The sequence below is a fragment of the Rhodococcus jostii NBRC 16295 genome (assembly GCF_001894825.1).
Classification (GTDB): Bacteria; Actinomycetota; Actinomycetes; order Mycobacteriales; family Mycobacteriaceae; genus Rhodococcus_F; species Rhodococcus_F jostii.
Map to the genome: position 1 here is coordinate 12,955 of NZ_BCWY01000087.1, position 23,547 is coordinate 36,501.

A 23,547-nucleotide genomic window follows, 5' to 3' on the forward strand; every position below is an offset into this window, starting at 1 on the left:
TCGGACGACGAGAAATCGGGTGATGACGAGTTCAGGTACTGACGATACGGCTCAGCCGACGCGCTCGATCGTGTAATCGACGAGCTTCACGAGGGCGTCGTTGGCCGGGCCCTGCGGCAGCTCGGCGAGCTGCCCGCGCGCCTGGACCGCGAACTCCTCGAGCTTCGACTTCGCGGCCGCCATGCCGGGTGACCGTTCGAGGAGCGCGAGCGCTTCCGCGACGTCGTCGTCGTTGGTGACGGGACCGTCGAGGAGCACGCGCAACCGGTCGGCCTCGGGCCCCTCGTCACGCAGCGCGTAGAGGACGGGCAGCGTGTGCACACCCTCGCGCAGGTCGGTTCCGGGGGTCTTGCCGGACTGCGCGGACACCGAGGAGATGTCGATGATGTCGTCGGAGATCTGGAAGGCGGTGCCCACGGCGTCGCCGAGTCGTTCGAGCCGCTTCACGTGATCGGCGTCCGCACCCGAGAAGGTGCCGCCGAAGCGCCCGCACGCCGCGATCAGCGAGCCCGTCTTCTCCCAGACCACCTTGAGGTAGTGCTCGACCGGATCCTGCTCGCCGCGAAGCCCGATCGTCTCGCGCATCTGGCCGGTGACGAGTTCGGCGAACGTCTCGGCGATGATGCGCACCGCCTCGGGTCCGAGGGTGGAGACGAGACGCGACGCGTGGGCGAACAGGTAGTCGCCGGCGAGGATCGCGACGCTGTTGCCCCACCGCGCGTTCGCGCTGGGTGCGCCGCGGCGCATCGACGCCTCGTCCATCACGTCGTCGTGGTACAGCGTCGCGAGGTGGACCAGTTCGACGACCGTGGCCGCCGTGACCACCGACGGGTCGGAGGCCTTCGGTCCGAGCTGCGCGGTGAGCACCGTGAACAGCGGGCGGAAACGCTTACCCCCTGCCTTCGCGAGGTGCAATGCGGCCTCCGTCAGGAAATCCTCCCCGTCGGAGAGCTCACTGACCAGCAGTTCCTCGACTTGCTTCAGTCCTTCACGGACCGTGGCAGCAAGCTGCGGGTCGCCGAGATCGATCCCGGCGACCGTAGTGCCCACTACAGCGTCGGCAGCGGTGTGTGCTGCGCCCTCGGTGCTCACGTTCTCAGTACCCATTCCTGTCGTCAGTGACGGCTCGGTTCCCGCGCCGTCGGTGACGGCTCGGGTACCACGGTAGTGAACCTAGCGGTTCCGCTGCCCGTCGGCCTCGTCGCCGTGCCGATGCGCCGCTCACCGTGGTCGCGAAGGCGAAGCCGGACAAGGAGGGAAGTCGAAGCCTGACAGGATGTAGGTGTGGTTGCAGCAGAACAGTCGCCCGCGGGATCCCCGATTCCCACCGCCACCGACGTCCTGGTCGTCGGTGCTGGTCCGGCCGGTTCCTCGGCTGCCGCGTGGGCGGCGCGAGACGGCCGCGACGTGGTCCTCGCCGACGCGGCCGTGTTCCCCCGCGACAAGACATGTGGCGACGGCCTCACCCCGCGCGCCGTCGCCGAACTCGATCACCTCGGTCTCGGCGACTGGGTGCGGTCGAAGGGCACCAACCGCGGGCTGAGGCTCAGTGGTTTCGGGCAGGAGCTCGAACTCGAGTGGCCGGGCCGGTCCTTCCCGGCGGTCGGTAGCGCGGTGGCCCGCACCGAGCTGGACGACAAGATCCGTGCCACCGCCGTCGACGCCGGAGCCGTCATGGTGCAGGGTGCCAAGGCGATCGGCGTCGAACGGGACGGCGACCGGGTGACGGCGGTGACCCTGAAGACGTCCGGGGGAACCCACACCATCGGCTGCCGGACGCTGATCGTCGCCGACGGCGTCCGGTCCACGCTGGGCAAGCAACTGGGCAGGCAATGGCACCGGGAAACGGCGTACGGCGTGGCCGCCCGCGCGTACATCGCCACCCACCGCAGCGCCGACCCGTGGATCACCTCGCACCTCGAACTGCGCGACGGCGCGGGAACGCTGCAGTCGGGCTACGGCTGGGTGTTCCCCCTCGGCACCGGCGAGGTGAACATCGGCGTCGGCACCCTCGCCACCTCCAAACGTCCCGCGCCGGGTGCCCTGCGACCGCTGCTGGACCTGTACACGGCGCAGCGGCGCGACGAATGGAACTGGGACGGGGAGTTGCGGGCGGTCGCGTCCGCCCTGCTGCCGATGGGCGGTGCGGTGTCGCACATCGCGGGCCGGAACTGGGCGATCATCGGCGACGCGGCGGCGTGCGTGAACCCGCTGAACGGCGAGGGCATCGACTACGGGCTCGAGGGCGGGCGCCTGGTCGCGGAGATCCTCGACGCCGAAGACCTGACGCACCTGTGGCCGTCGATTCTCCGGGAGCGGTACGGCCGGGCGTTCTCCGTCGCACGGCGGCTCGCCGGGCTGCTGACCGTTCCCCGGGTGCTGCCGGCGTCCGGTCCGGTGGCGATGCGCTCACGCGCGCTGATGACCGTCGCGGTCCGTGTCATGGGCAACCTGGTCACCGAGGAGGACAGCGACCTCACGGCCCGCGCGTGGCGGGCGTCCGGCCGGGTGTCGCAGAAGGCCGACTCGCGGCCGCTGTTCGGCTGAGGTTCAGCGGGTGGCGCGGTGCAGCGCCACCACACCACCGGTGAGGTTGCGCCACTGCACGTTCCGCCACCCGGCGGCCTCGATGCGCTGCGCCAGTTCCTCCTGGGTCGGCCATGCGCGGATCGATTCCGCGAGGTACACGTAGGCGTCGGGGTTGCTGCTGACGGCCCGCGCGACCCGCGGCAGCGCCTTCATCAGGTACTCCATGTAGACCGTGCGGAACGGCCCGAACACGGGGGTCGAGAACTCGCTCACGACGAGGCGCCCGCCGGGCCTGGTGACCCGGGCGATCTCGCGGAGCCCGGCGTCGAAGTCGGAGACGTTGCGCAGCCCGAAGGAAATCGTCGCGGCGTCGAACACGGCGTCGGCGTAGGGCAGGTGCATCGCGTCGCCGGCGACCATCGGGACGCGGCGTCCGATGCCGGCCTGCAGCATGCCCTTGGAGAAATCGGTGGCGACACACCAGGCGCCCGACCGTCCGAGTTCGACGGTCGACACCCCGGTGCCCGCGGCGAGGTCGAGAACGCGCTCCCCCGGTTTCAACGCGAGCGCGGAGCGCGTCGCCTTGCGCCAACTGCGGTCCTGACCGAACGAGAGGATCGTGTTGGTGCGGTCGTAGCGCTTCGCGACGCCGTCGAACATCGACGCGACCTCGTGCGGATCCTTTTCGAGCGACGCCCGCGAACCGTGTGTAGTTGCCACGCCCGAAACGCTACCAACCGCGCCCGGAGCCGATGTCGGCGCCGGGCGCGGTGGCCGGATGGTCACTTCTTGGAGACCCGGACCAGCTTCTTGTTGACGAACTCGTCCATTCCCCACGGGCCGAGTTCGCGGCCGACGCCGGAGCGCTTGACGCCGCCGAACGGCAGCCCGGGAAGGGTGGTGCCGTGCTCGTTGACGAAGGCCATGCCGACGTCGAGCCGGTCGGCCACCTCGCGTGCCCCGTCGAGGTCGGTGCTCCACACCGAACCACTGAGACCATAAGCGGAGGAGTTGGCGAGCTCCACGGCCTCGTCGGCGGAGGCGACCTTGTAGACGACGCCGACGGGGCCGAACAGTTCCTCGCTGTACGCCCGCATCTCGGGAGTCACGTCGACGAGCAGGGTCGGCTCGACGTAGGAGCCGGGGCCGTCGATCTTCTTGCCGCCGGCGAGGAGGGACGCGCCCTTGGCGACGGCGTCCTCGATCTGCTCGACAAGCGAATCCGCGGCGCTCTGCGAGGACAGCGGCCCGAGGACGGTCTTGGCGTCGAGCGGATCACCGGTCGGGGTGGCCTTGAACGACTCGGCGAGCTTCGAGACGAACTCGTCGTAGTTCGGTTCCGTCACGATGAAGCGTTTCGGCGAGTTGCAGGCCTGGCCCGCGTTGGACAGGCGGGCCCGGGTGGCCGTCTTCACGGTGGCATCCATGTCGTCGGTGTCGAGGACGACGAAGACGTCGGAGCCGCCGAGTTCGAGCACCACCTTCTTGAGGTTGCGGCCCGCCGTCTCGGCGACGCTGGTCCCGGCCCGCTCACTGCCGGTGAGGGAGACGCCCTGCACGCGCGGGTCGGCGATCATGTCGGCGATCTGCTCGTTGGTGGCGAAGACGTTGATGTATGCGTCTTCGGGGAGACCGGCCTGCCGGAAGATCTCCTCCATCAACAGCGCCGACTGCGGACAGTTGGGTGCGTGCTTGAGCAGCACCGTGTTGCCGAGCATGAGATTCGGGGCCGCGAAGCGGGCCACCTGGTAGTACGGGTAGTTCCAGGGCATCACGCCGACGAGCGCACCGATCGGCCTGCGGTAGACCACGGATTCGTCCGCGCCCGGCACGTCGAGCCGTTCCGCTTCGAGCAGTGCGGGGCCGTTGTCCGCGTAGTAGCGGTAGATCGCCGAGGAAAGCGTGACTTCGCCTGTGGCCTCCCGGACGGGCTTGCCCATCTCGAGGGCGATCATCCGGGCCAGTTCTTCCTCGCGCTCCGCGTAGAGATCGGCGGTTCTACCCAGAATTCGGGCGCGCTCGTCCACCGGTGTGGTTCGCCACGTGAGATATCCGCTGTGGGCGCGCGCGAGCGCCGACTCCACTCCTGCGTCGTCCAAGGTCGTGAATTCCCGGACGGTTTCACCGGTCGCGGGATTGACAGTTTTGTACTTGGCCATGGTTCGGGCAACGACGGACCGTGTCCGGGGAATTCCCCCACTGACCACATCGCGGGCCGCTCTCCCACCTCGTGAGACGGTCCCGGGCTCAGGCTGCCCGGGATTCGCGAAAGCCCGGTCCGCCGGCGACCTCCGCGTAGTGGCCCAGCAGCTCGTCGCAGATCGCGGGCCACGTGCGGTGCAGCACCGACTGCCGGGCGGCCTCCCCGAAGCGGGCCCGCATCCGGCGGTCCCGGAGTGCGTCGACGGCGCTCGGGAGCAGTTCGCCGAACCGGTCGACGGGAAGCAGGTAGCCGTTGCGGCAGTGCGCGACCAGATCACGTGGGCCACCGGCATCCGGTCCGATCACCGGCACCCCGCTCGCGAGCGCTTCCTGGACCGCCTGGCAGAACGTCTCGTGCTCGCCCGGGTGGACGAACACGTCCAGACTCGCGTAGGCCTCGGCGAGTTCCACACCGCCGAGCTGACCGGTGAAGATCGCGTCCGGCATCAGCTGTTGCAGTCGGGCCCGCTCCGGACCGTCGCCGACGATCACCAACCGGACGCCGGTGTCGTCCGCAAGTGCGGCGAGCCGTTCGACGTGCTTCTCAGGCGCGAGCCTGCCGACGAATCCGACGACCAGCCGGTCGGAGCCCCGCAACCAGGAGTCCCGCAGGCCCGTGTTGCGGCGGGACGGCGCGAAGCGGGTGGTCTCCACCCCGCGCGCCCAGCGGTGGACCCTCGGAATCCGCTGCTCGGCGAGCGCCTCGACCGCCGATGTGGACGGCGCGAGGGTGCGGGTGCAGCCCTTGTGGATGCGACGCGTCCACGCCCACGCCGCCCGGCTCGTGATGCCGAGGCCATAGCTCTCGGCGAAACCGGCCACGTCCGTCTGGTACACCGCGACGGTGGGGACGTCGAGCCGGTGCGCCGCCCCGAGCCCGCCGGCCCCGAGGAGGAACGGCGACGCCAGATGCACGACGTCGGGGCCGAACGCGCGCAACGCGGCAGTGAGTCCCGGCTGCGGCAGTCCCACGGGCAGCGAACTGACCTTCGGAACCATCACGGCAGGTACCCGGTGGACGGGCACGCCTTCGTGTTCGGTCGGCGCCGACGTCTGCGACCCGACCGTGTCCGGGGCGACGACCATCGCCTGGTGTCCGGTGCGCTGCAGGTGGTCGAGAACCCGCAGCACCGAGTTGGTCACACCGTTCATGTTGGGCAGGAACGACTCCGCAACGATGGCTACTCTCACGCGCTCAGCGTGGCAGTGCTCGTGGTCACAGCAGCGAGATCGACATGACGGTCGCGCGAAGTTCCGGGAAACTCAGGATGACGCTGCCGGCGAGGACACCGCCTGGTCTTCCCTCCGCCGGAGATACCAGATCAGCGGGCCCGCGATCAGCCACGTCACGACGATCAGCGAGCCCGCCGGGACGACGGCGACACTGGCGTCGCGTCCGGACACCCGAACGAGGTCGGGGTCACTGCGCGCGTACTCGACGTCGATCCGCTGGCCCACGGTGAGTTTGGTCGGGTACAGGACACCGAGTTCGGGGTTGTGCGTCACCCCGTCCGGGGTCACGAAGCTGATGGCCGAACGCAGCGATCCCGCCGACAGCACCTCCGCCGTGGCCACGCCCCGGTCGGATTCGATGGTGTGGTCGTTGCGCCAGGCGGCGAGAACGAGGAGCACGGCCAGGACGGAGATGCCGATCGCCGCCACCAGCACGCCGCGCCGGACGCGCCGCGTCACCCGCGCATTCACAACTGTGCCCGCACCGCGGCGTGCAATTCGCGCAGCCCGGAGCGTTCGGTAGTCACCTCGAGCACCCGGATTCCGCGGTCGCCGGGAGCGTCGGGTGTGCTCAGCAGCGTCGACAGCTCACCCAGACCGACGAGGTGGTGCTCGACCCGGTAGGCCGCGCAGAGTGCAGCGAGGTCCATTCCGTGCGGAGTGCCGAAGACTCGCTCGAACACCCCCGCGTACTGTGGATCGCCCTGCTCGAGCAATTCGAAGATGCCGCCGCCGTCGTCGTTGGCCACCACGATCGTCAGGTCCCGGGGCCGCGGCTCCCCGCTGCCGATGAGCAGGCCGGAGGCGTCGTGCAGGAACGTGAGGTCGCCGAGCAGGGCGACGGTGCGCCCCTCCTCGTAGGCGAGCGCCGCGCCGACAGCCGCGGACACGGTGCCGTCGATACCGGCGACGCCCCGGTTGGACAGCACCCGGATCTTCGGCGCCGGATAGCTGACGAGCGCCGCATCCCGGACGGGGTTGGACGCTCCGAGCAGCAGCTGGTCAGCGTCGGTCAGCGCGTCCATCACGGCGGCGGCCACGTGCAGTCCCGTCGCCTTCGGGTGGGCGGCGAGCTGGGCGCGCACCGCCTTGTCGGTGTGCTCGGACAGCGTGCGGCACCGGCCGATCCAGGCCCGGTCGGGTTCACCGGAGACGACCGCGCGGGTTCCGGTGGCCAGCACGTTGCCGGAGACGTCGGGCCAGCGGGGGCCGGTGGTGAGCGCGTACACGGCCACCGCCGGGTCTGCGAGGACCTTCGACACCGACCGGTGCAGGGTGGGGCGTCCGGTGATGACGGCCTGCCGCGGTTTGAGCTGCGGCAGCGCCATCGGGTGCACCGGGATGCCGTGCAGCGGCGCCGTCGGCTCCGCGACCGTCGGAAGTCCGGCGAGCTCGGGCCGCAGCGCGGACCCGTGCCCGGAGATCACGATGGTGTCGGGGGTGAGGTCGAGGTCCATCGGCACGTCGAGCGTCGCGTGCTGGGTGGTGGTCCACGCCGCGCCGCCCGGCCGTCCCTGCGGGACCGGGCCCTGCGCGTGGACGTCGGGAACGAGCGGTTCACGGAGCGGGATGTCGAAGTGCACGGGGCCGGCGTTTCCCGACCTGGTGCCGCGGGCCGCGGCGAGGACCCGGCACACGGCCGAACGCCACTGGCTGTTCTGCCCGGCGTCGTCCTCCGCCAGCCCCAGGCTGATCGTCGCGCGGACCTGGCTGCCGAACAGTCCGAGCTGCTCGATGGTCTGGTTGGCGCCGGTGCCGAGCATCTCGTACGGGCGGTTGGCGCTGAGCACCACGAGCGGCACCCGGGCGTAATTGGCCTCGAGGACCGCGGGACCGAGATTGGCCACCGCGGTGCCGGACGTCATGACGATCGGGACCGGGCGCCGGCCGGCCACGGCCAGGCCGAGGGCGAGGAAACCCGCGGTGCGCTCGTCGATGCGCATGTGCAGACGCAGTCGACCCTCGAGGTCGGCCGCCTGCAGGGCGAACGCCAGCGGCGCGTTGCGCGAACCCGGGCAGAGGACGACCTCGCGTACTCCCCCGCGGACCAGTTCGTCGACGACCGCGGTGGCTTGAGCAGTGGACGGGTTCACGCCATCAAGAGTGTCAGATACTCCGGCCACCTCGTCCGGCGACCTCGCCGGGTGAGTTCGCGGACACATCGCGGGCGCTGACACCATGAACGGATGCGCACACTCTTCGATCCCGCCGAACTGCCGCCACGCCGCATGTACCAGGTGCTGACCGCGTCGGTGGTGCCGCGACCGATCGCGTGGGTGTCCACGCTGTCGGCGGACGGGGTGGCCAACCTGGCCCCGTACAGCTTCTTCTCCGTGTCCAGCACGCAGCCGCCGGTGGTCCAGTTCACGTCGGTCACCCGCAAGGACAGCCTCCGCAACATCGAGGCGACGGGTGAGTTCGTCGTCAACCTGGCCACGGAGCCCCTGATGCCGGTGGTCAATGCCAGTTCCGCCACGTACGACAGCGACGTCGACGAGTTCGCCGCGCTGGGCATCGAGACCGAACCCAGTGAGCGTGTGCGGCCCGTCCGGGTCGCGGGCTCACCCGTCGCCATCGAATGCACCCTGAAGCAGGTGATACCGGTCGGCGACTCGTTCGTGGTGATGGGTGATGTGGTCACGATCGCGGTGCGGTCCGAGGCGCTCGCCGACGACGGGCTGCCGGACTTCGAGACGCTGGCCCCATTGAGCCGGCTCGGCCGCAACGAGTGGGGTCTGCCGCCGAAGGTCGTGATGCTCGACCGCCCACACCGCCCCGAATAACAATCAATTGGTTAGGCTTACCTGACAAAACAGCTTCGCACCCGGGGAGACTTCGCAGCCATGGCCCAACGCACCAAGTTCGTCAAACCTCAGAGTCGCCGGATCGCGTCGGCGCGAGTGGTCGCCGCCAAGCAGATCAGCCCGAACTTCGTCCGCGTCACCATCGCCGGCGAGGACCTCGACTCCGTGAGTCCGATGGGCTTCGACCAGTGGTTCCGGATGTTCTTCCCCCAGAAGGGGCAGACCACGCTGCGACTGCCGACCAGCGCGAGCAACCTCTGGTACGCCCAGTACAAGCTGATGTCCAAGGACTCCCGGCCGGTGGTGCGCAACTACACGATCCGCGAGCTCCGCGTGGCGGGATCGGGAACGTTCGGCGACACCACCGAGATCGACATCGACTTCGCGTCGCACGGGGACCTCGGTCCGGCGTCGGAGTGGGCGAACACGGCGTCGGCCGGGGACGAACTGGCGATCCTCGACGAAGGACTGATCTACAACCCGGCGCCGGACGCGGAGTGGCAGTTGCTCGTCGGCGACGAGAGCGCACTCCCCGCGATCGTCGGGATTCTGCGGTCGGTTCCTGCGGATCTGCGGGCCGAAGTATTCATCGAGATCCCCGATGCCGAAGACGCTCAGGAGGTTTCGGTGGGCGACGGCGTCAACGTGCACTGGCTGGTGCGAGAAGACGCCGATGCCCGTCCGGGAGTACTCGCGCTGAACACCGTGATGCAGGCGGAATTGCCGACCGGGCCGTCGTACACCTTCGTGGCCGGCGAGAGCGAGCTGACGACGGCGCTGCGGCGTCACCTCGTCAACGAGCGCCATGTCCCGAAGTCGCACATCTCGTTCACCGGGTACTGGCGCCACGGTCACGCCGCACCCTGACAGGTGAGTGGCAAAGAGTGCCGGGGCACTCTTTGCCACTCACCTGGGGATCAGTTGGCGTGCTTCTGGACGAGGGCGCCCAGACGCGGAAGCGCCTCGATCACATTCTTCTTCGCCGACGGACGCAGCGAGGAGTACACCTTCTTGACAGCGCCGCGGTCGCTGCCCTCGATGCGCTCGTCGGTGACGCCGAGGAGCGAGTCCGCGACCTCGTCGCCACGCGCAACCAGGTACTCGGAGAATCCGGCCTCACCACTGGCGGTGAACGCCTGCCAGTACGGCTCGAGCTTGGTGACGAATGCCGGCAGCAGGCCCTCGACGGCGTCCGGCACGATCGACGGTCCCACCTTCTTGACCGCGGCGTATCCACCCTTGAGTGCCAGTCCCGAGGCCCCCGACTTGTCCGAAACCTCCGCGTCGATGAGAGCCTGGACGTCTGCGATGACCGCAGGGACGCGCGACTCGTCGAGCAGGGTTTCGTTCAGAGCTGCAACCACTTTCAATGCCTCCGTATTGACTGAGCGATCAGGTCCGGCCAGACACTATACGAAAAACCGGGCGCCGCGTTGTTCGAGCAGGCCATGGCACCGGCGCGCCCGCTCGACCCACCAGCGGGAACGCTCCGCGGACGCGGCGAGCGCCGTGACGCGTTCGACGTCGGGCACGACGGCGCCGACGGTAAGGTTGCCGTCGACCGGTTCGCGGCCGTGGGCCACGTCGGCCTCGAAGAGCCCTCCGGTACCGAGTCCGCACGCGAACTGCAGTTCGGGGAGCGCAGCGGCGGCGGCCACACCTGCGGCGATGCCGACTGCGGTGTCCAGCGCACTAGACACGACCACCGGTACGCCGTGCGAAGCCAGCTCGTCGGCGAGTGACAGCAGTCGCCGCATCCCGCCCAGCGGCGCGACCTTCACGACGGCCACGTCGGCCCCGCCTGCCCGCACGACCTTCAGCGGATCCTCTGCGCGCCGGATGCTCTCGTCGGCGGCCACCCGCACGCCGGGCAACCGTCTGCGGACCTCCACCAGCTCGGGCACGCTCGCACACGGCTGCTCGGCGTATTCGAGCGGACCGTCCGCGGTGAGGGCACGCAGCGCGATCTCGGCCTCGTCGACCGACCAGCCACCGTTGGCGTCGACGCGCACGTTCGGAACGAGTGCGCGGACGGCGGTCACCCGGGCGACGTCGTCGGCGAGGGTCTGACCACGTTCGGCCACTTTCACTTTCGCGGTGCGCGCGCCGGGGTACCGAGCGAGCAGGTCGGGCACCCGGTCGGCGTCGACGGCGGGGACGGTCGCGTTGATCGGCACCTTCGTGCGCAGCGCGGGCGGCGGCCCGAGCCACGCGTCCTCGATCGCCGACTGCAGCCAGTGCGCCGCCTCGTCGTCCGCGTACTCCGGGAACGGTGCGAATTCACCCCACCCGGCGGGGCCGCGCAGCAGCAACGCTTCTCGCGTCGTGATGCCGCGGAACCGCACGCGCATAGGCAGACTCACCACGACGGCGTCGGCCAGGACCTCCCGGGCGGAGGGCAGCGACGTCACGGGGTCAGGGCTGTCCGGGCAGGAGCACGAGCATGAGCGCCTCGCATTCCGCGAGGAGCGTGTCACCGTGCGTCAGCCGCGCGCTGATGTACGTCTTGCGCCCGTCGACACGGTCCACCTCGCCTTCGACGGTGAGGGTGGTGTTCAGCGGGGTGATCGCGCGGTAGTCGACGTGCAGAGACGCGGTGCGACTGATGGGGCGGCCGTAGGCGTGCACGATCATGCCCATCAGGTCGTCGAACAGCAGCGGCAGGGTGCCGCCGTGCGCGGCGCCGTTGCCGCCGAGGTGGTAACGCCGGAACTGGCCCGTGCTGCGCACCCCGTCCGGCCCGAACTTCTCGATGTTCCACGGCGGCATGAGCAGGCTGCCCCGGCCCGGGAGTTCGATGGTCCGCCCGGCCGGCGACCGCCCCTCGGGTGCCACGTACGGCCCGAGCAGGTCGGCCAGCTTCTCCACCTGGTCAGCGGCCTGCACGAGCACGTCCTCCGGGGCGTCGACGGACACCGCGAGGTCCTGCAACGTGCGCATTCCCTCGACGAACCGCGGCCAGTCCGGACCCGGCGTGGCGGGCTCGAACTTGGGGAACCCACCGTGGTGCTCGTACTCGTCGTCGCCCTTGCCGTCGAGACCCGTGACATCGGCAGCCTGTTCGCTCATACCTGCACGGTAAACCCGGGCAAAACTCCTGCGCGCGCGGACACCCGTCAACGGCACCCGATAACCTCGGAGCCGTGACTTTCAACCCGCAGCACTGGCGCCCGGTTCCCGGTTTCGAGAACCTGACCGACATCACCTACCACCGGCATGTCACCCAGGGAATCGTCCGGGTGGCGTTCGATCGCCCCGAAGTGCGCAACGCCTTCCGCCCGCACACCGTCGACGAGTTGTACCAAGCACTCGACCACGCCCGGATGACGTCCGACGTGGGTGCCGTGCTGCTCACCGGCAACGGTCCGAGTCCCAAGGACGAGGGCTGGGCGTTCTGCTCCGGCGGCGACCAGCGCATCCGCGGACGCAGCGGATACCAATATGCGGAAGGCGAAACCGCGGACACCGTCGACAAGGCCCGCGCCGGACGTCTCCACATCCTCGAGGTCCAGCGACTGATCCGGTTCATGCCGAAGGTCGTCATCTGCCTCGTCAACGGCTGGGCCGCCGGCGGCGGACACAGCCTGCACGTGGTGTGCGACCTCACGCTCGCCAGCCGCGAACACGCCCGGTTCAAGCAGACCGACGCCGACGTCGGCAGCTTCGACGGCGGATACGGCAGCGCCTACCTCGCCAAGATGGTCGGCCAGAAGTTCGCCCGCGAGATCTTCTTCCTCGGCGAGACCTACACTGCCGAGGAAATGCACCAGATGGGTGCCGTCAACAAGGTCGTCGACCACGCCGAACTCGAGGACGTCGCGATCGACTGGGCCACCAAGATCAACGGCAAGTCCCCGCAGGCGCAGCGCATGCTCAAGTACGCGTTCAACCTGCAGGACGATGGTCTGGTCGGGCAGCAACTGTTCGCCGGCGAGGCCACCCGCATGGCGTACATGACGGACGAGGCCGTCGAGGGCCGCGACTCCTTCCTCGAGAAGCGCGAACCCGACTGGAAGCCGTACCCCTGGTATTTCTGAGCCTCGCCTACGTGTACTCGACCCGCATGCGGTCGATGGTGCCGTTGAACGGGAACGGCGCCCGGTCGTAGTAGTCGAGCGACACGGGGGAACCGAGGCAGGTGCCGACGTCGAGACAGTCGTTGGCTGTGAACAGCAACGGCACGCTCACCGGCACCTGCCCCTCCCCGACGACATCGCCGTCGACACAGAGCTTCACGTTCAGCGGTCCACCGGGCCGCGCCTCGGCGAACTCCGTGACCACCTGCACCGTGCGGGTGCCCGGCGGGATCGGCACGGTCGAGCGAATCTTGGTGCGCATCAGGATGAACAGGTTGTACTCGTAACAGAGGTAGCCGTCGTCGACGAAGCACGTGAGTCCGCCGGCGTTGCTCCCCAGTGCGTAGAGCACTCCACTCGGGTTCTCCGGCGCGGAGAGGTCGAGGGTGACCCTGTTGTTCTTGTTGCCCAGCGCGGGAGCACAGAACTCGGGCATGCGGATCGTGTCGCCGGAGAACTCCCAGCTCGTGTACGGCGTCGTGATCCGCTGTTCGGGATGCAGTGCGATGACCCACAGTCCACCGCCGACGGGGAGCGCATTGTTCTTCGCGGCCTCGATCGCGAACAGTTCCCGCAGTTGCGCCAGCTTCTTCGGGTGCCGCTCGGCGAGGTCCCGGTTCTGGGTCCAGTCCTCATCCAGGTTGTAGAGCTCCCACACGTCGTCGTCCGGACTCCAGTCGCGGATGCCGCCCGGGACACCCGCCGCCCAGGGTGCGCGCGGCCCGAACGCAGACGCCATCCAGCCGTCGTGGTAGATCGCCCGGCTTCCCATGATCTCGAAGTACTGGGTGAGCTTTCCCCCCGTCGCGCCGGGTTCGACGAGCGTCTGCGCGAAACTGGCGCCGTCCAACGGGTCCTGCGGCACACCGTTCACCGTCCGCGGCGGTGTGACCCCGACGAGGTCGTAGAGGGTCGGCACCACGTCGTTGCAGTGCAGGAACTGCGTGCGCGGCGACGGGTCCGGTGTCACCTTCGCCGGCCACCGGACGATCATCGGGTTGCGTGTCCCACCGAGATGCGAGGCCAGCAGCTTCATCCCCTTGTACGGTGCACTGCCTGCCCACGCCCAGCCCGCGTGATACATGTTGTCGGTCTTCGGCGACCCCAGGACGTCGAGGCCGCCGAGCTGCTCGAGGGCCGCGATGTGCTGCGCCGGTGTGGTCGGAATGCCGTTCTGCGCCAACAGTTCGCTGATGGTGCCGTTCTGGCCCTCCCCCGACGAGCCGTTGTCGCCCCAGATGTACAGGATCAGGGTGTCGTCCCGGTACCCCAGCCGGTCCAGCTCGTCGAACAGCCTGCCCACCTGCACGTCGCAGTGTTCGGCGAACCCGGCCGCCACCTCCATCAGCCTGCGCTGGAACGGTTTCTCGTCCTCGGGAATGTCGTCCCAGGCGGCCATCGTCGGGTCGCGGTCGGTCAGCTCCGCCTCGGGTGGAATCCAGCCTTTCTCCTTCGCCCTCGCGAAGACCCGCTCCCGGTAGGCATCCCAGCCGTCGTCGAACTTCCCGGCGTACTTGTCGGCCCACGGCTTCATGATGTGGTGCGGTCCGTGCAGACAGCCGCTGGCCCAGTACATGAAGAACGGTTTGTCGGCGTCGAACGCCTTGTGCCTGCGAAGCCAGCCGATCGCGTCGTCCGCGAGGTCCTCGCTGAGGTGATAGCCCTGCGCCGGTGTCTTCGGCGGCAGCACCACCGTGGTGTTCCGCACCAGATTCGGCTCGTACTGCGACGCCTCGCCGGCGAGGAATCCGTAGAAGTACTCGAACCCGAGACCCGTCGGCCAGTTGTCGAACGGACCGGAGGCGGTGGTCTCCTCGGCGGGAGTGTTGTGCCATTTCCCGAATGCTGCGGTGCTGTAGCCGTAGTGGCGCAGCACCTCGGCTCCCGTCGCGCTCGACCTGGGGATGTGGCCGGAGTAGCCGTCCCAGTCGTTGGCCAGCTCGGCGATCTGCCCGTTGCCGACGCGGTGGTGGTTGCGGCCGGTCAGCAGCGACGCCCGCGTCGGCGAACACATTGCGGTCGTATGGAATCGGTTGTACCCGATGCCGTCCTGCAACATCGCGTCGAGCGTCGGGGTGTTCACCTCACCCCCGAGACCGCTCGGCAGGCCCGGCCCTGCGTCGTCGATGAGGACGATCAGAATGTTCGGGGCGTCGTCGTGAAGCCGCTTCTGCTTCGGTCGGGGGCTGTACACGGACTCCTGCATGGTCCGGCCCGCGACGCTGCCCGACGGTGTCGGCGGGAACGGCAACGATTCCCCACCCGGTATCGGCTCGGCTTCGACACTCGAATTCATGGCCCGGTCCCCCTCGTAGTCCGACGCTGTCGTTCCAGTCCAGCACCGGGCGGCCGCGGGCGAGTAGACCCTCGGAGGCCGAAATACGCGTGCTGATTCGTCGCCTCGGCAGGAGTGGGGGCCAGGAGTGGGGGCACGGCGTCGGCGATTCGGGCACACTGACCCACATGAGCATCGACCGCGAGCTCCCTGCACCGGAACACCGCCGTCCGCCCGGAGTGAGTGACGCCACCGTCGCCGCGCTCGGCAAGTTGTCCGAAGCGCTCGAAACGGTCGAGCGGGCCCGCGGGCACCTCTACTCGTTCCATCAGCTGATCGGACACGCCGACCTTCAGCTCGGCGAGGCCGTCGACGCGCTGCGGGACGCCGGTCACCCGGACGTCGCGGATCGGGTGCAGTTCGAGCTGGTGGGCCGCAACGTCGTCGAGGGCCGGTGGACGTTCCAGCTCGTCGAGGAGTTCGACGACCACTACTGGACGCCGCTGCGCGAGCACGAACGTGGCGCACGTCACGAACTGGTGGACGGTCGGCGGCACCTGTTCGAGGCGGAGATGAAGGAAGATCGACGCACACACGGCCGCACGGGGCACGAGGCCCGGCCCGGCGAAGGAGGGTGACGGGTGGAAATCCTCAGCAGCAGGACCATTCTGCGGCCGCGCGACTACCCGACGACGCTGAGCTTCTACCGCGACACCCTCGGGCTCGCCACCGCCCGCGAATACCCCGGGGGCACGGTGTTCTTCGCCGGTCAGGGCCTGATCGAGATCGCCGCGCACGGCGGCACCGGCCGGTCGTCCTCCTTCGACGGCGCCCTGTGGCTGCAGGTTCGCGATCTCACCGCCGCCCAGACCGAGCTGGTGCTGGCCGGTGTGAAGATCGACCGCGAAGCCCAGCAGGAACCGTGGGGGCTGTTCGAGATGTGGATCGCGGACCCCGACGGAATCCCGATCGTGCTGGTGCAAATCCCGGAGGATCACCCCATCCGCCGCGACTCCCGTCCGAAGAGTGAGAACTGACCCGACGCCATACCCAGGAGTGATCCTGCTGCACCAGACGTCAGCTGTACTTTTTCAGTTGAAATCCGCACAATCTGGGTGTGACCGCAGAGCTCGTAGTTCTCCTGGTGGTGGTCGTCACCGCCCTCGCTTTCGATTTCACGAACGGCTTTCACGACACCGGCAATGCCATGGCCACCTCGATCGCGACGGGAGCTCTGCGACCCAAGGCCGCTGTCGCGCTCTCCGCATCGTTGAATCTGGTCGGCGCCTTCCTGTCCGTGGAGGTTGCGGCGACAGTCGCCAAGGGCGTGGTGAACCTGGGAGAAGTGGGCGGCGAGGATCTGCTGCTCATCGTGTTCGCCGGCCTGGTCGGCGGCATCATCTGGAATCTGGCGACGTGGCTGCTCGGCCTGCCGTCGAGTTCCTCCCACGCACTGTTCGGCGGTCTGATCGGTGCGGCCATCGCGTCCATCGGCATGAGCGGTGTCGAGTGGGGTGGTGTGCTCAGCAAGGTCGTCATCCCCGCCGTACTGGCCCCCGTGGTCGCGGCCCTGGTCGCCACCGCGGGCACCAAGCTGGTCTACCGGATCACGTCGACGGTGCCAGAGGGCACCAAGGAGCACGGGTTCCGCATCGGCCAGATCGGCTCCGCGTCACTCGTCTCGCTCGCTCATGGAACCAACGACGCCCAGAAGACGATGGGCGTGATCTTCCTCGCACTGGTCGCGCACGGAAGCCTGTCCGCCGACGACGAGATGCCGTTCTGGGTCAAGCTCAGTTGCGCCGTCGCGATCGCGCTCGGCACCTACCTCGGCGGCTGGCGCATCATCCGCACACTCGGCAAGGGACTGGTGGAGATCGCGGCCCCGCAGGGCATGGCCGCGGAGTCCTCGTCCGCCGCCATCATCCTCACGTCCAGCCACCTCGGACTGCCGCTGTCCACCACCCATGTCGCGACCGGATCCATCCTCGGCACCGGACTCGGACGCAAAGGCGCCGAGGTCCGCTGGGGCATCGCCGGACGCATGGCCGTCGCGTGGCTGGTCACCCTGCCGTCGGCGGCGATCGTCGGCGCCGTGTGCTGGGTCATCGCCCACCTGATCGGCGGTCTTCCAGGCGTTCTCGTCGTGTTCGCCGCCCTGATCGTGCTCGCCGGATTCATGTACCTGCGCTCCCGTCTGCAGCCGGTGACGTCCGGCAACGTCAACGCGGAGTGGGATTCGGGCGAACCCGAGGGTGCCGCCGACACGACCGACCGTCCCGAACCGGGCGTGGCCGAGACCGCGGACTCCGCCGGTCCCGCCGCGAATCGCTGAGAGGGCCGCTCATGACACTTCTGACCACCACCATTCACTCGCTCTGGCAGGTCGTCCTCGTCGGGCTGCTGTTCGGTGCCGGACTACCCGCGATCTTCGCGCTCGGACTCAAGTCGCTCGGCGGCACGGACACCGCCGACGGAGTCTCCCAGCCGACGGTCGCCGGCAGGATCGGCGCGTGGGCCTGCTTCGCCGTGGTGCTGATCGCGATCATCACTGGGATACTTCTGTTGATGCAGGACTTCCTGGCCGGCAGCTTCGGTATCCACATCTTCTGAGCGGCGACCCCGAGTCCCCGTTCCATCGACGAAAGAGGCCGAACGCGTGCCCAAGAACTCACTTCGCTCCGTGCTCGACTGGCTCCGCGCCGGGTATCCCGAGGGAATCCCGGCGAAGGACCATTTCGCGTTGCTGGCCGTTCTGCGTCGTCGCCTCACCGACGAGGAAATCGAACAGGTCGTCGCGCTGTCCGTCGAGACCGCCCACGAGACACCCGAGCGCCACGTCGACTACGACAACATCCGCCGCCTCATCAGCGAGATCACCCACGAGGAACCTTCCGAGGAGGACATCGCGCGGGTGACGGAGAACCTCGAGGCCGGAGGGTGGCCGGTCGGGACCGACGCCGAATGCGGCGAAGGCTCCGGCGAGGCGGAAGAAACCCGCGACGCAGGCTAGCCATGAGCCTCCCACCGTTTCTCTCCTCCATCATCGGCTGGCTGCGTGCCGGCTACCCGAACGGCGTGCCCGAGCAGGACTACATTCCGTTGTTCGCGCTGCTCACCCGGCGGTTGTCGGAAGACGAGGTGGACGCCGTCGCCGACGCCCTCGTCGAGGAGGGCGACATTCCCATCGAGAAGACCGACATCCAGGTGCTCATCACCAAGGTCACCGACGAGTTGCCGCTGGAATCGGACGTCGACCGGGTGCGCAGCAACCTCGCCGCGGGCGGCTGGCCGCTTGCCGGGCCCGCCCAGTGAACGCACTGGAGGTCCTGCCCGTCCCGTCGGGAGTCAGGGTTCTCGGCATCCTGCCGCAGCTGTGCGCGGTACTCGACGGAACCGCCCCGGCAGCGCTGCCGGTGCCCGCCGCGGACGAGCGGGAGACCCGCCGGCTCACGGACGCGCTGCGCCCCGGGGACCCCATCGACGACGGCGTCGCACTGGTCGTCGCGACGTCCGGCACGACGGGTGTGCCGAAGGGTGCCATGCTCACCGCGGCCGCACTCCGCGCCAGCGGTGACGCGACGCATGCCCGGCTCGGCGGTCCGGGCTCCTGGCTGCTGACCCTGCCCGCCCACCACATCGCCGGCATGCAGGTGTTGCTGCGCAGCGTCCTCGCCGGCACCGAGCCCGTGGTCGTCGACGTCACCGGCGGCTTCGACCCCGGTGCGCTTCCTGCCGCTGTCGCGTCGATGAGCGGATCCCGCCACTACACCTCGCTCGTCCCGACGCAGCTGGTCAAGGCCCTCGACCACCCCGACGCGATGGCGGCACTGGCCGCACTCGACGCCGTGCTCCTCGGCGGCGCCGCCACCCCCGCGCCGGTCCTGCGACGCGCCGTCGACGCCGGCATCACCGTCGTCCGTACGTATGGAATGAGCGAGACCTGCGGTGGGTGCGTGTACGACGGCCTACCCCTCGACGGCGCCCGGGTGCGCCTCGACGGCGACGGCCGCGTCCGCCTCGGCGGACCCATGCTCGCCACCGGCTACCGCGGACTCCCCGACCACCCTGCGTTCGCCGAACCCGGCTGGTTCCGCACCGACGACGCCGGCGCCCTGACCGACGGCGTCCTCAGCATCACCGGCAGACTCGACGAGGCCATCTCCACCGGCGGCCTCACCGTCGTCCCGCAGGTGGTCGAGGCGGCTCTCGTCGCCCACCCCGCGGTCCGGGAATGCGCAGTGATCGGCCTCCCCGACGAACGGCTCGGACGCCGCGTCACCGCCGTCGTCGTCACCGAACCCGGCACCGCGCCGACACTCGACGAACTCCGCTTGTTCGTCGAACGCACCCTCGACCCCACCGCCGCGCCCCGCGAACTGCACCTCGTCGACACCCTCCCCCTCCGCGGTCCCGGCAAGGTCGACCGGCGTGCACTCGAATCGCGGTTCGGGTAGCGGTCCCCGAGTTTGCACACCGATTCGTCGGATTCCCATGCAATAGCGTGTGACTCCGACGATTCGGTGTGCGGACGGACTTACCTGCGTCGCGAGCGGACGCACGCACGCTCGAATCGCGCTTTGACGACCTCGAACCGCGCGAGGTCTGCCCACACCCAACGGATCACCTCGAGGCCAGTGTCCCGTATCGCGTCTTCACGTAACTTCTCCTTCGCCACGATGTCGCCCGACTGTCCGGATCCGAACTTGTACTTGCCCATGCCGTCGAATTCACCGACAACTCCCCAACGCTCCCAGTAGAAGTCGACGCGGGCCACGAACGTCCGCGGCTCGGTGCGCACCTCGTATTGCAGCTCGGGCGTCGGCATTCCGCACTCCCGCATCCTGATTCGACTCAGCGACTCGCCGGGACTCTCGCTGCGCCCGTCGCACAATGCCACTGCGCGGCGCGCGGCCCCGATGCCCTTCCGACGTCGGTGACGCTCCACCACGGCGCGGACGTCGTCGATCGACACACCACCTCGATGCAAGGCGGAGTCGCCGATCACGACAGCCTGGTCCAGCAATTCCGCTAGCGCCACATCCGCGACAGTCCGCGGGAGAGAGGTCACTGCGACGCCGTCGATCTCGACGACGTCGTCACGACCCAGCGGAGCGATGTGAACGTGCAGTGTGGCGGTCCGTCGTGCGCCGGAGCGTCGCTCCCTGCTCAGATGCACCCGATCCAGGTTTGCCGCGCCGACGTCGAGTCCGTGGAGCACTGCGGCGGACACATGGCTGACCACTACCTCGGTTCCGTGCGCCGCGACGGCCGCAGCGACCCGGGCTCGATGTATCCCGATCGCGTCGAGCGATGCGGCGTGCTCGCTGCCGAGGTACACCCCCGCTGCGACGGTCACGAGTTGTCCGGTTGTTCTCGCTCGACGCAGTTCCGGGTCGGTCAGCCCGTCGGCCAGCGCGTGACGGCGGAAGATCAGGTCGTCTGCTCTCATATCGGGAATCCTGCACCCTGTGTGTCGGCGGCTGTGCGTGCCGACCAGGTAAAACAGTCCGCCTGTGGATAACTGGCAGGGTGGGGAATCTCCCATCCGCACACACATTGGTCAGACTCCCACGCAATAGCCCGTGATCCCGACCAATGTCCGTGAAATTGCTGGTAGTAGGCGTCCGCAAGCCGGTGCAAGAGGCGTGCAAGGCCGCTGCAAGTGGCGGGCTGCATCGTCTACGGCATGAACCTCACTGCAACTCCCCCAGCCATCGAGGCCGACGGGCTCGTGAAGCTCTTCGGCCGTCAGCGCGCCGTCGACGGCGTGAGCCTGTCCGTTCCGACCGGGTCGGTGTACGGAGTGCTCGGCCCGAACGGTGCCGGAAAAACCACCACGGTGCGGATGCTCGCGACGTTGTTGCGTCCGGACGGCGGCGAAGCCCGCATCTTCGGCCACGACGTGGTGCGCGAACCGAATGCGGTGCGCTCACTGGTCGGTGTGACGGGTCAGTACGCGTCGGTCGACGAGGACCTGTCGGCGGTCGAGAATCTGGTGATCTTCGCCCGACTGCTCGGGCTCAGCCGGGGTGATGCCCGCCGCAAGTGCACCGAACTGCTCGAGGAGTTCGATCTGACGGAGGCGGCGACGAAGCCGCTGAAGAACTTCTCCGGCGGCATGCGGCGTCGACTCGACCTGGCGGCGAGCCTGATCGCACACCCGCCGCTGTTGTTCCTCGACGAGCCGACGACGGGTCTGGACCCTCGGACGCGCGCCCAGATGTGGGACACCATTCGCCGGCTCGTGGCGGAGGGGTCGACGGTGCTGCTGACCACGCAGTACCTCGACGAGGCGGATCAGCTGGCCGATCGGATCGCCGTCATCGACCGCGGAAAGGTGATCGCGGACGGCACGGCCGACGAACTGAAGGCGTCCGTCGGCGTCTCGTCGCTGCAGCTGACCCTGGTCGATCGTGCGCAGACCGACGACGCGCGTGCGGTCATCGCCCACACTCTCGGTGTGGAGGTGGCGATCACGCCGGAGATCGGCCGTCTCACCGCGCCGATGACCGACCCCTCGCTGACCGTGGAACTGCTGATCCGCCTGCGTGACCACGGGATCGCCGTCGACGAGATCACCGTCCAGAAGCCGAGTCTCGACGAGGTCTTCCTCACCATTACCGGCCACGGCGCAGACGCCGCAGAGGCCGACACCGAACGGAGCGTCGCATGACCACCACCCTCGAATCCCGCGCTCACGCGGGACCGCAGCCGATTCCGGAGGCCCGCAACCGGATCAGCCTCGAGCAGTCCGTCGCCAACACGCTGACCATGGCGTACCGGGGACTGCTCAAGATCAAACACAACCCGGAGCAGCTGTTCGACGTCGTCGTCCAGCCGATCATCTTCACGTTGATGTTCACGTATATCTTCGGTGGCGCCATCTCCGGCGACGTGGCGTCGTATCTGCCGATCATCATCCCGGGCATCCTGGTCCAGACGGTGATCACCACGTCGATCGTGACGGGCACCCAGTTGCGGGAAGACATGGACAAGGGCGTCTTCGACCGTTTCAAGTCGCTGCCGATCGCCCGTATCGCGCCGCTGTCCGGGGCGCTCCTGGCGGACGTCGTGCGGTACGGCATCGCCACGACCATCACGTTCGCCGTCGGCATCGCGATGGGTTACCGGCCCGGCGGCGGCGTCGTCGGTGTGCTGTCGGCCGGAGTGCTCGTCATCATCTGTGCGTTCTCGATCAGCTGGATCTTCGCGCTGATGGGCGTCCTGATGAGCAAAGCATCTTCGGTGCAGGGCATTTCGATGCTCATCCTGTTCCCGCTGACGTTCATGTCCAACGCGTTCGTGCCCGCCGACACGATGCCCGGCTGGATGCAGGCGTTCGTGAACGTCAACCCCGTGTCGCATGTGGTGACCGCGGTGCGTGAACTCGTCAACGACGGCCACTTCGGTGTCCACGTCGTGTGGTCGCTGCTCGGCGCCGCCGTGATCGTCGCAGTCATGGCACCGCTGACGGTCCGGACCTACATGCGCAAGGCCTGACAACCGAAATACGAAGCGAGCCGGTGGACGCGGGGTCCACCGGCTCGCTTCGCCTATTTCTCCAGCTCGGGGCCGTCCGCCTGCAACTCCCCCACCTCGGACTTGAGGATCCGCATCGAGCGGCCCAGTCCGCGGGCGGCGTCCGGGAGCTTCTTCGACCCGAACAGCACCACGAGGACCACCGCGATGATCGCCCAGTGACTGGGGCTCAGCGCCCCCACTACTGGGGGCTCCTCACCGTCGGGGTACACGGCGTCCACCTCGACCTCGACGAGCCAGCCGGCGGCGGGCAGGCTCGCGACCTCGAGTGCGAATCGGCTGGGCCGCGCGGAGTTCCGTTCCATCGGGGCGGCCGGTTCCGCGGTGCCGAGGGGCACCAGTTCGGTGTCTCCGGTGTCGAGGTTGGTGTTCGCGAAGAACTGGCGGTAGGCGCGGTTCCAGCCGGCGTAGTCGGCGCGGTCGGTGCCCGGGGCGTTGTCGAGGAACACCCGCATGGTCACGACGTCCTCGAGTGTCAGCCCCTGCGCCTCGAGATTGTCGCGGATCCGCTTCAGCGCGTTGATGCCCTGCGCCTCGGTGATCGTGACCCCGGCGGGGAGTGCACCGCCCGCGAACACGTCGGTGTCGATGTAGGACTCGGGGGTGCCCTCGGGTGCGGTCTTGTTGGACGCGCCGGGGCCGATTCCGCTCGACTTGTAGACGGCGGTGCCGCCGCCGATCGCGACACCCTGCGCGATCATCGGATTCGCTTCTCCGGCTTCGAGAACCGGTTTGGAGACGAAGGTGCTGCCCGGCGCCTCCGCTGCCGCCTCGTCGGAGGAGCACGACGTCGCCCCGACGATCAGAGCGGAGGCCGCGAGGGCCGCGGTGACGGCCTTGGTACGAATCGACTTCACAGTGCACAACTCCTTGTTCGAGGGAAAGG

General features: G+C 68.7%; 25 protein-coding genes and 1 pseudogene. 13 read left to right on the top strand and 13 right to left on the bottom strand.

Annotated elements, in window-relative coordinates:
- Positions 1–51: 51 nt before the first annotated feature.
- Complete coding sequence (locus RJ1_RS35950) at positions 52–1,107, bottom strand: polyprenyl synthetase family protein (protein WP_073367573.1); 1,056 nt, start codon at positions 1,105–1,107, stop codon at positions 52–54.
- Positions 1,108–1,284: 177 nt separating this feature from the next.
- Here RJ1_RS35950 and RJ1_RS35955 point away from each other — a divergent pair, with 177 nt between their 5' ends.
- Complete coding sequence (locus RJ1_RS35955) at positions 1,285–2,547, top strand: geranylgeranyl reductase family protein (protein ID WP_073367576.1); 1,263 nt, start codon at positions 1,285–1,287, stop codon at positions 2,545–2,547.
- Positions 2,548–2,550: 3 nt separating this feature from the next.
- Here RJ1_RS35955 and RJ1_RS35960 read toward each other — a convergent pair whose 3' ends face one another.
- From RJ1_RS35960 to menD, 5 genes are all read right to left on the bottom strand, one after another.
- Entirely contained in the window at positions 2,551–3,249 is a 699-nt protein-coding gene (locus RJ1_RS35960) for a demethylmenaquinone methyltransferase (protein WP_073367579.1), read from the bottom strand.
- Between the two features lie 62 nt (positions 3,250–3,311).
- The gene (locus tag RJ1_RS35965; protein ID WP_073367582.1) at positions 3,312–4,688 is read right to left on the bottom strand and encodes an NAD-dependent succinate-semialdehyde dehydrogenase; all 1,377 of its coding nucleotides are present in this window, start codon (positions 4,686–4,688) and stop codon (positions 3,312–3,314) included.
- An 88-nt stretch (positions 4,689–4,776) separates the two neighbouring features.
- Complete coding sequence (locus RJ1_RS35970) at positions 4,777–5,922, bottom strand: glycosyltransferase family 4 protein (protein WP_205415359.1); 1,146 nt, start codon at positions 5,920–5,922, stop codon at positions 4,777–4,779.
- A gap of 72 nt (positions 5,923–5,994) precedes the next feature.
- Positions 5,995–6,435 (bottom strand): DUF3592 domain-containing protein, encoded by a 441-nt coding sequence (locus RJ1_RS35975; RefSeq protein ID WP_073367588.1) that lies wholly within the window; start codon positions 6,433–6,435, stop codon positions 5,995–5,997.
- Positions 6,432–8,057: a 2-succinyl-5-enolpyruvyl-6-hydroxy-3-cyclohexene-1-carboxylic-acid synthase gene (gene menD / locus RJ1_RS35980; protein WP_073367591.1), complete on the bottom strand. Its 1,626-nt coding sequence runs from the start codon at positions 8,055–8,057 to the stop codon at positions 6,432–6,434. Before menD ends, RJ1_RS35975 begins: the two co-directional genes overlap by 4 nt.
- A 93-nt stretch (positions 8,058–8,150) precedes the next feature.
- On the opposite strand from menD, the gene RJ1_RS35985 reads away from it, so the two are divergent.
- Both RJ1_RS35985 and RJ1_RS35990 read left to right on the top strand, forming a co-directional pair.
- Positions 8,151–8,747, top strand: coding sequence for a flavin reductase family protein (locus tag RJ1_RS35985; RefSeq protein ID WP_073367593.1), 597 nt, complete (start codon positions 8,151–8,153; stop codon positions 8,745–8,747).
- Between the two features lie 60 nt (positions 8,748–8,807).
- Positions 8,808–9,635: a siderophore-interacting protein gene (locus RJ1_RS35990; RefSeq protein WP_073367596.1), complete on the top strand. Its 828-nt coding sequence runs from the start codon at positions 8,808–8,810 to the stop codon at positions 9,633–9,635.
- A 50-nt stretch (positions 9,636–9,685) separates the two neighbouring features.
- On the opposite strand, the gene RJ1_RS35995 is transcribed toward RJ1_RS35990, so the two are convergent.
- From RJ1_RS35995 to RJ1_RS36005, 3 genes are read right to left on the bottom strand one after another with little or no spacing between them, the layout of a single operon-like run.
- The gene (locus RJ1_RS35995; RefSeq protein ID WP_073367599.1) at positions 9,686–10,132 is read right to left on the bottom strand and encodes a DUF6918 family protein; all 447 of its coding nucleotides are present in this window, start codon (positions 10,130–10,132) and stop codon (positions 9,686–9,688) included.
- A gap of 45 nt (positions 10,133–10,177) precedes the next feature.
- Complete coding sequence (locus RJ1_RS36000) at positions 10,178–11,179, bottom strand: o-succinylbenzoate synthase (RefSeq protein ID WP_073367602.1); 1,002 nt, start codon at positions 11,177–11,179, stop codon at positions 10,178–10,180.
- Positions 11,180–11,183: 4 nt separating this feature from the next.
- Positions 11,184–11,837 carry a PaaI family thioesterase gene (locus tag RJ1_RS36005; protein WP_073367604.1) on the bottom strand — a complete coding sequence of 218 codons (654 nt, stop codon included), beginning with the start codon at positions 11,835–11,837 and terminating at the stop codon, positions 11,184–11,186.
- Positions 11,838–11,911: 74 nt separating this feature from the next.
- Between RJ1_RS36005 and RJ1_RS36010 the strand changes: the two genes are divergently transcribed.
- Positions 11,912–12,805, top strand: a complete 894-nt coding sequence (locus tag RJ1_RS36010) for a 1,4-dihydroxy-2-naphthoyl-CoA synthase (protein ID WP_005252069.1) — start codon at positions 11,912–11,914, stop codon at positions 12,803–12,805.
- 7 nt (positions 12,806–12,812) lie between these two features.
- Here RJ1_RS36010 and RJ1_RS36015 read toward each other — a convergent pair whose 3' ends face one another.
- The gene (locus RJ1_RS36015; protein ID WP_073367607.1) at positions 12,813–15,140 is read right to left on the bottom strand and encodes an arylsulfatase; all 2,328 of its coding nucleotides are present in this window, start codon (positions 15,138–15,140) and stop codon (positions 12,813–12,815) included.
- Positions 15,141–15,307: 167 nt separating this feature from the next.
- Here RJ1_RS36015 and RJ1_RS36020 point away from each other — a divergent pair, with 167 nt between their 5' ends.
- The 7 genes from RJ1_RS36020 (at position 15,308) to menE (ending at position 19,576) form a co-directional block, all read left to right on the top strand.
- The gene (locus tag RJ1_RS36020) at positions 15,308–15,757 is read left to right on the top strand and encodes a hypothetical protein (protein ID WP_073367630.1); all 450 of its coding nucleotides are present in this window, start codon (positions 15,308–15,310) and stop codon (positions 15,755–15,757) included.
- A 3-nt stretch (positions 15,758–15,760) separates the two neighbouring features.
- Positions 15,761–16,156 carry a VOC family protein gene (locus RJ1_RS36025; protein ID WP_073367610.1) on the top strand — a complete coding sequence of 132 codons (396 nt, stop codon included), beginning with the start codon at positions 15,761–15,763 and terminating at the stop codon, positions 16,154–16,156.
- An 80-nt stretch (positions 16,157–16,236) separates the two neighbouring features.
- A complete protein-coding gene (locus RJ1_RS36030; protein WP_073367613.1) occupies positions 16,237–17,454 on the top strand; it encodes an inorganic phosphate transporter in 1,218 nt (405 codons plus the stop codon).
- 11 nt (positions 17,455–17,465) lie between these two features.
- Positions 17,466–17,732, top strand: a complete 267-nt coding sequence (locus tag RJ1_RS36035; RefSeq protein WP_073367615.1) for a hypothetical protein — start codon at positions 17,466–17,468, stop codon at positions 17,730–17,732.
- A 46-nt stretch (positions 17,733–17,778) separates the two neighbouring features.
- Positions 17,779–18,132, top strand: coding sequence for a DUF3349 domain-containing protein (locus tag RJ1_RS36040; RefSeq protein WP_073367618.1), 354 nt, complete (start codon positions 17,779–17,781; stop codon positions 18,130–18,132).
- A 2-nt stretch (positions 18,133–18,134) separates the two neighbouring features.
- A complete protein-coding gene (locus RJ1_RS36045; RefSeq protein ID WP_009474690.1) occupies positions 18,135–18,434 on the top strand; it encodes a DUF3349 domain-containing protein in 300 nt (99 codons plus the stop codon).
- Positions 18,431–19,576 (top strand): o-succinylbenzoate--CoA ligase, encoded by a 1,146-nt coding sequence (gene menE / locus RJ1_RS36050; protein WP_073367621.1) that lies wholly within the window; start codon positions 18,431–18,433, stop codon positions 19,574–19,576. The genes RJ1_RS36045 and menE overlap by 4 nt, the downstream gene beginning before the upstream one ends.
- 80 nt (positions 19,577–19,656) lie before the next feature.
- Here the strand turns inward: menE and RJ1_RS36055 are convergent, their stop codons facing one another.
- Positions 19,657–20,571: a hypothetical protein gene (locus tag RJ1_RS36055; RefSeq protein WP_073367624.1), complete on the bottom strand. Its 915-nt coding sequence runs from the start codon at positions 20,569–20,571 to the stop codon at positions 19,657–19,659.
- 237 nt (positions 20,572–20,808) lie between these two features.
- On the opposite strand from RJ1_RS36055, the gene RJ1_RS36060 reads away from it, so the two are divergent.
- On the top strand, positions 20,809–21,795 hold the full coding sequence (locus RJ1_RS36060; protein ID WP_073367633.1) for an ATP-binding cassette domain-containing protein: 987 nt from the start codon (positions 20,809–20,811) through the stop codon (positions 21,793–21,795).
- Positions 21,792–22,622 carry an ABC transporter permease gene (locus tag RJ1_RS36065; RefSeq protein WP_073367627.1) on the top strand — a complete coding sequence of 277 codons (831 nt, stop codon included), beginning with the start codon at positions 21,792–21,794 and terminating at the stop codon, positions 22,620–22,622. Before RJ1_RS36060 ends, RJ1_RS36065 begins: the two co-directional genes overlap by 4 nt.
- A 53-nt stretch (positions 22,623–22,675) precedes the next feature.
- Here RJ1_RS36065 and tatA read toward each other — a convergent pair whose 3' ends face one another.
- Complete coding sequence (gene tatA, locus RJ1_RS36070; RefSeq protein ID WP_074872928.1) at positions 22,676–22,843, bottom strand: Sec-independent protein translocase subunit TatA; 168 nt, start codon at positions 22,841–22,843, stop codon at positions 22,676–22,678.
- Positions 22,844–22,849: 6 nt separating this feature from the next.
- Positions 22,850–23,518 (bottom strand): annotated as a pseudogene (locus RJ1_RS36075) (Rid family hydrolase); the annotation flags it as partial.
- Positions 23,519–23,547: the final 29 nt, after the last annotated feature.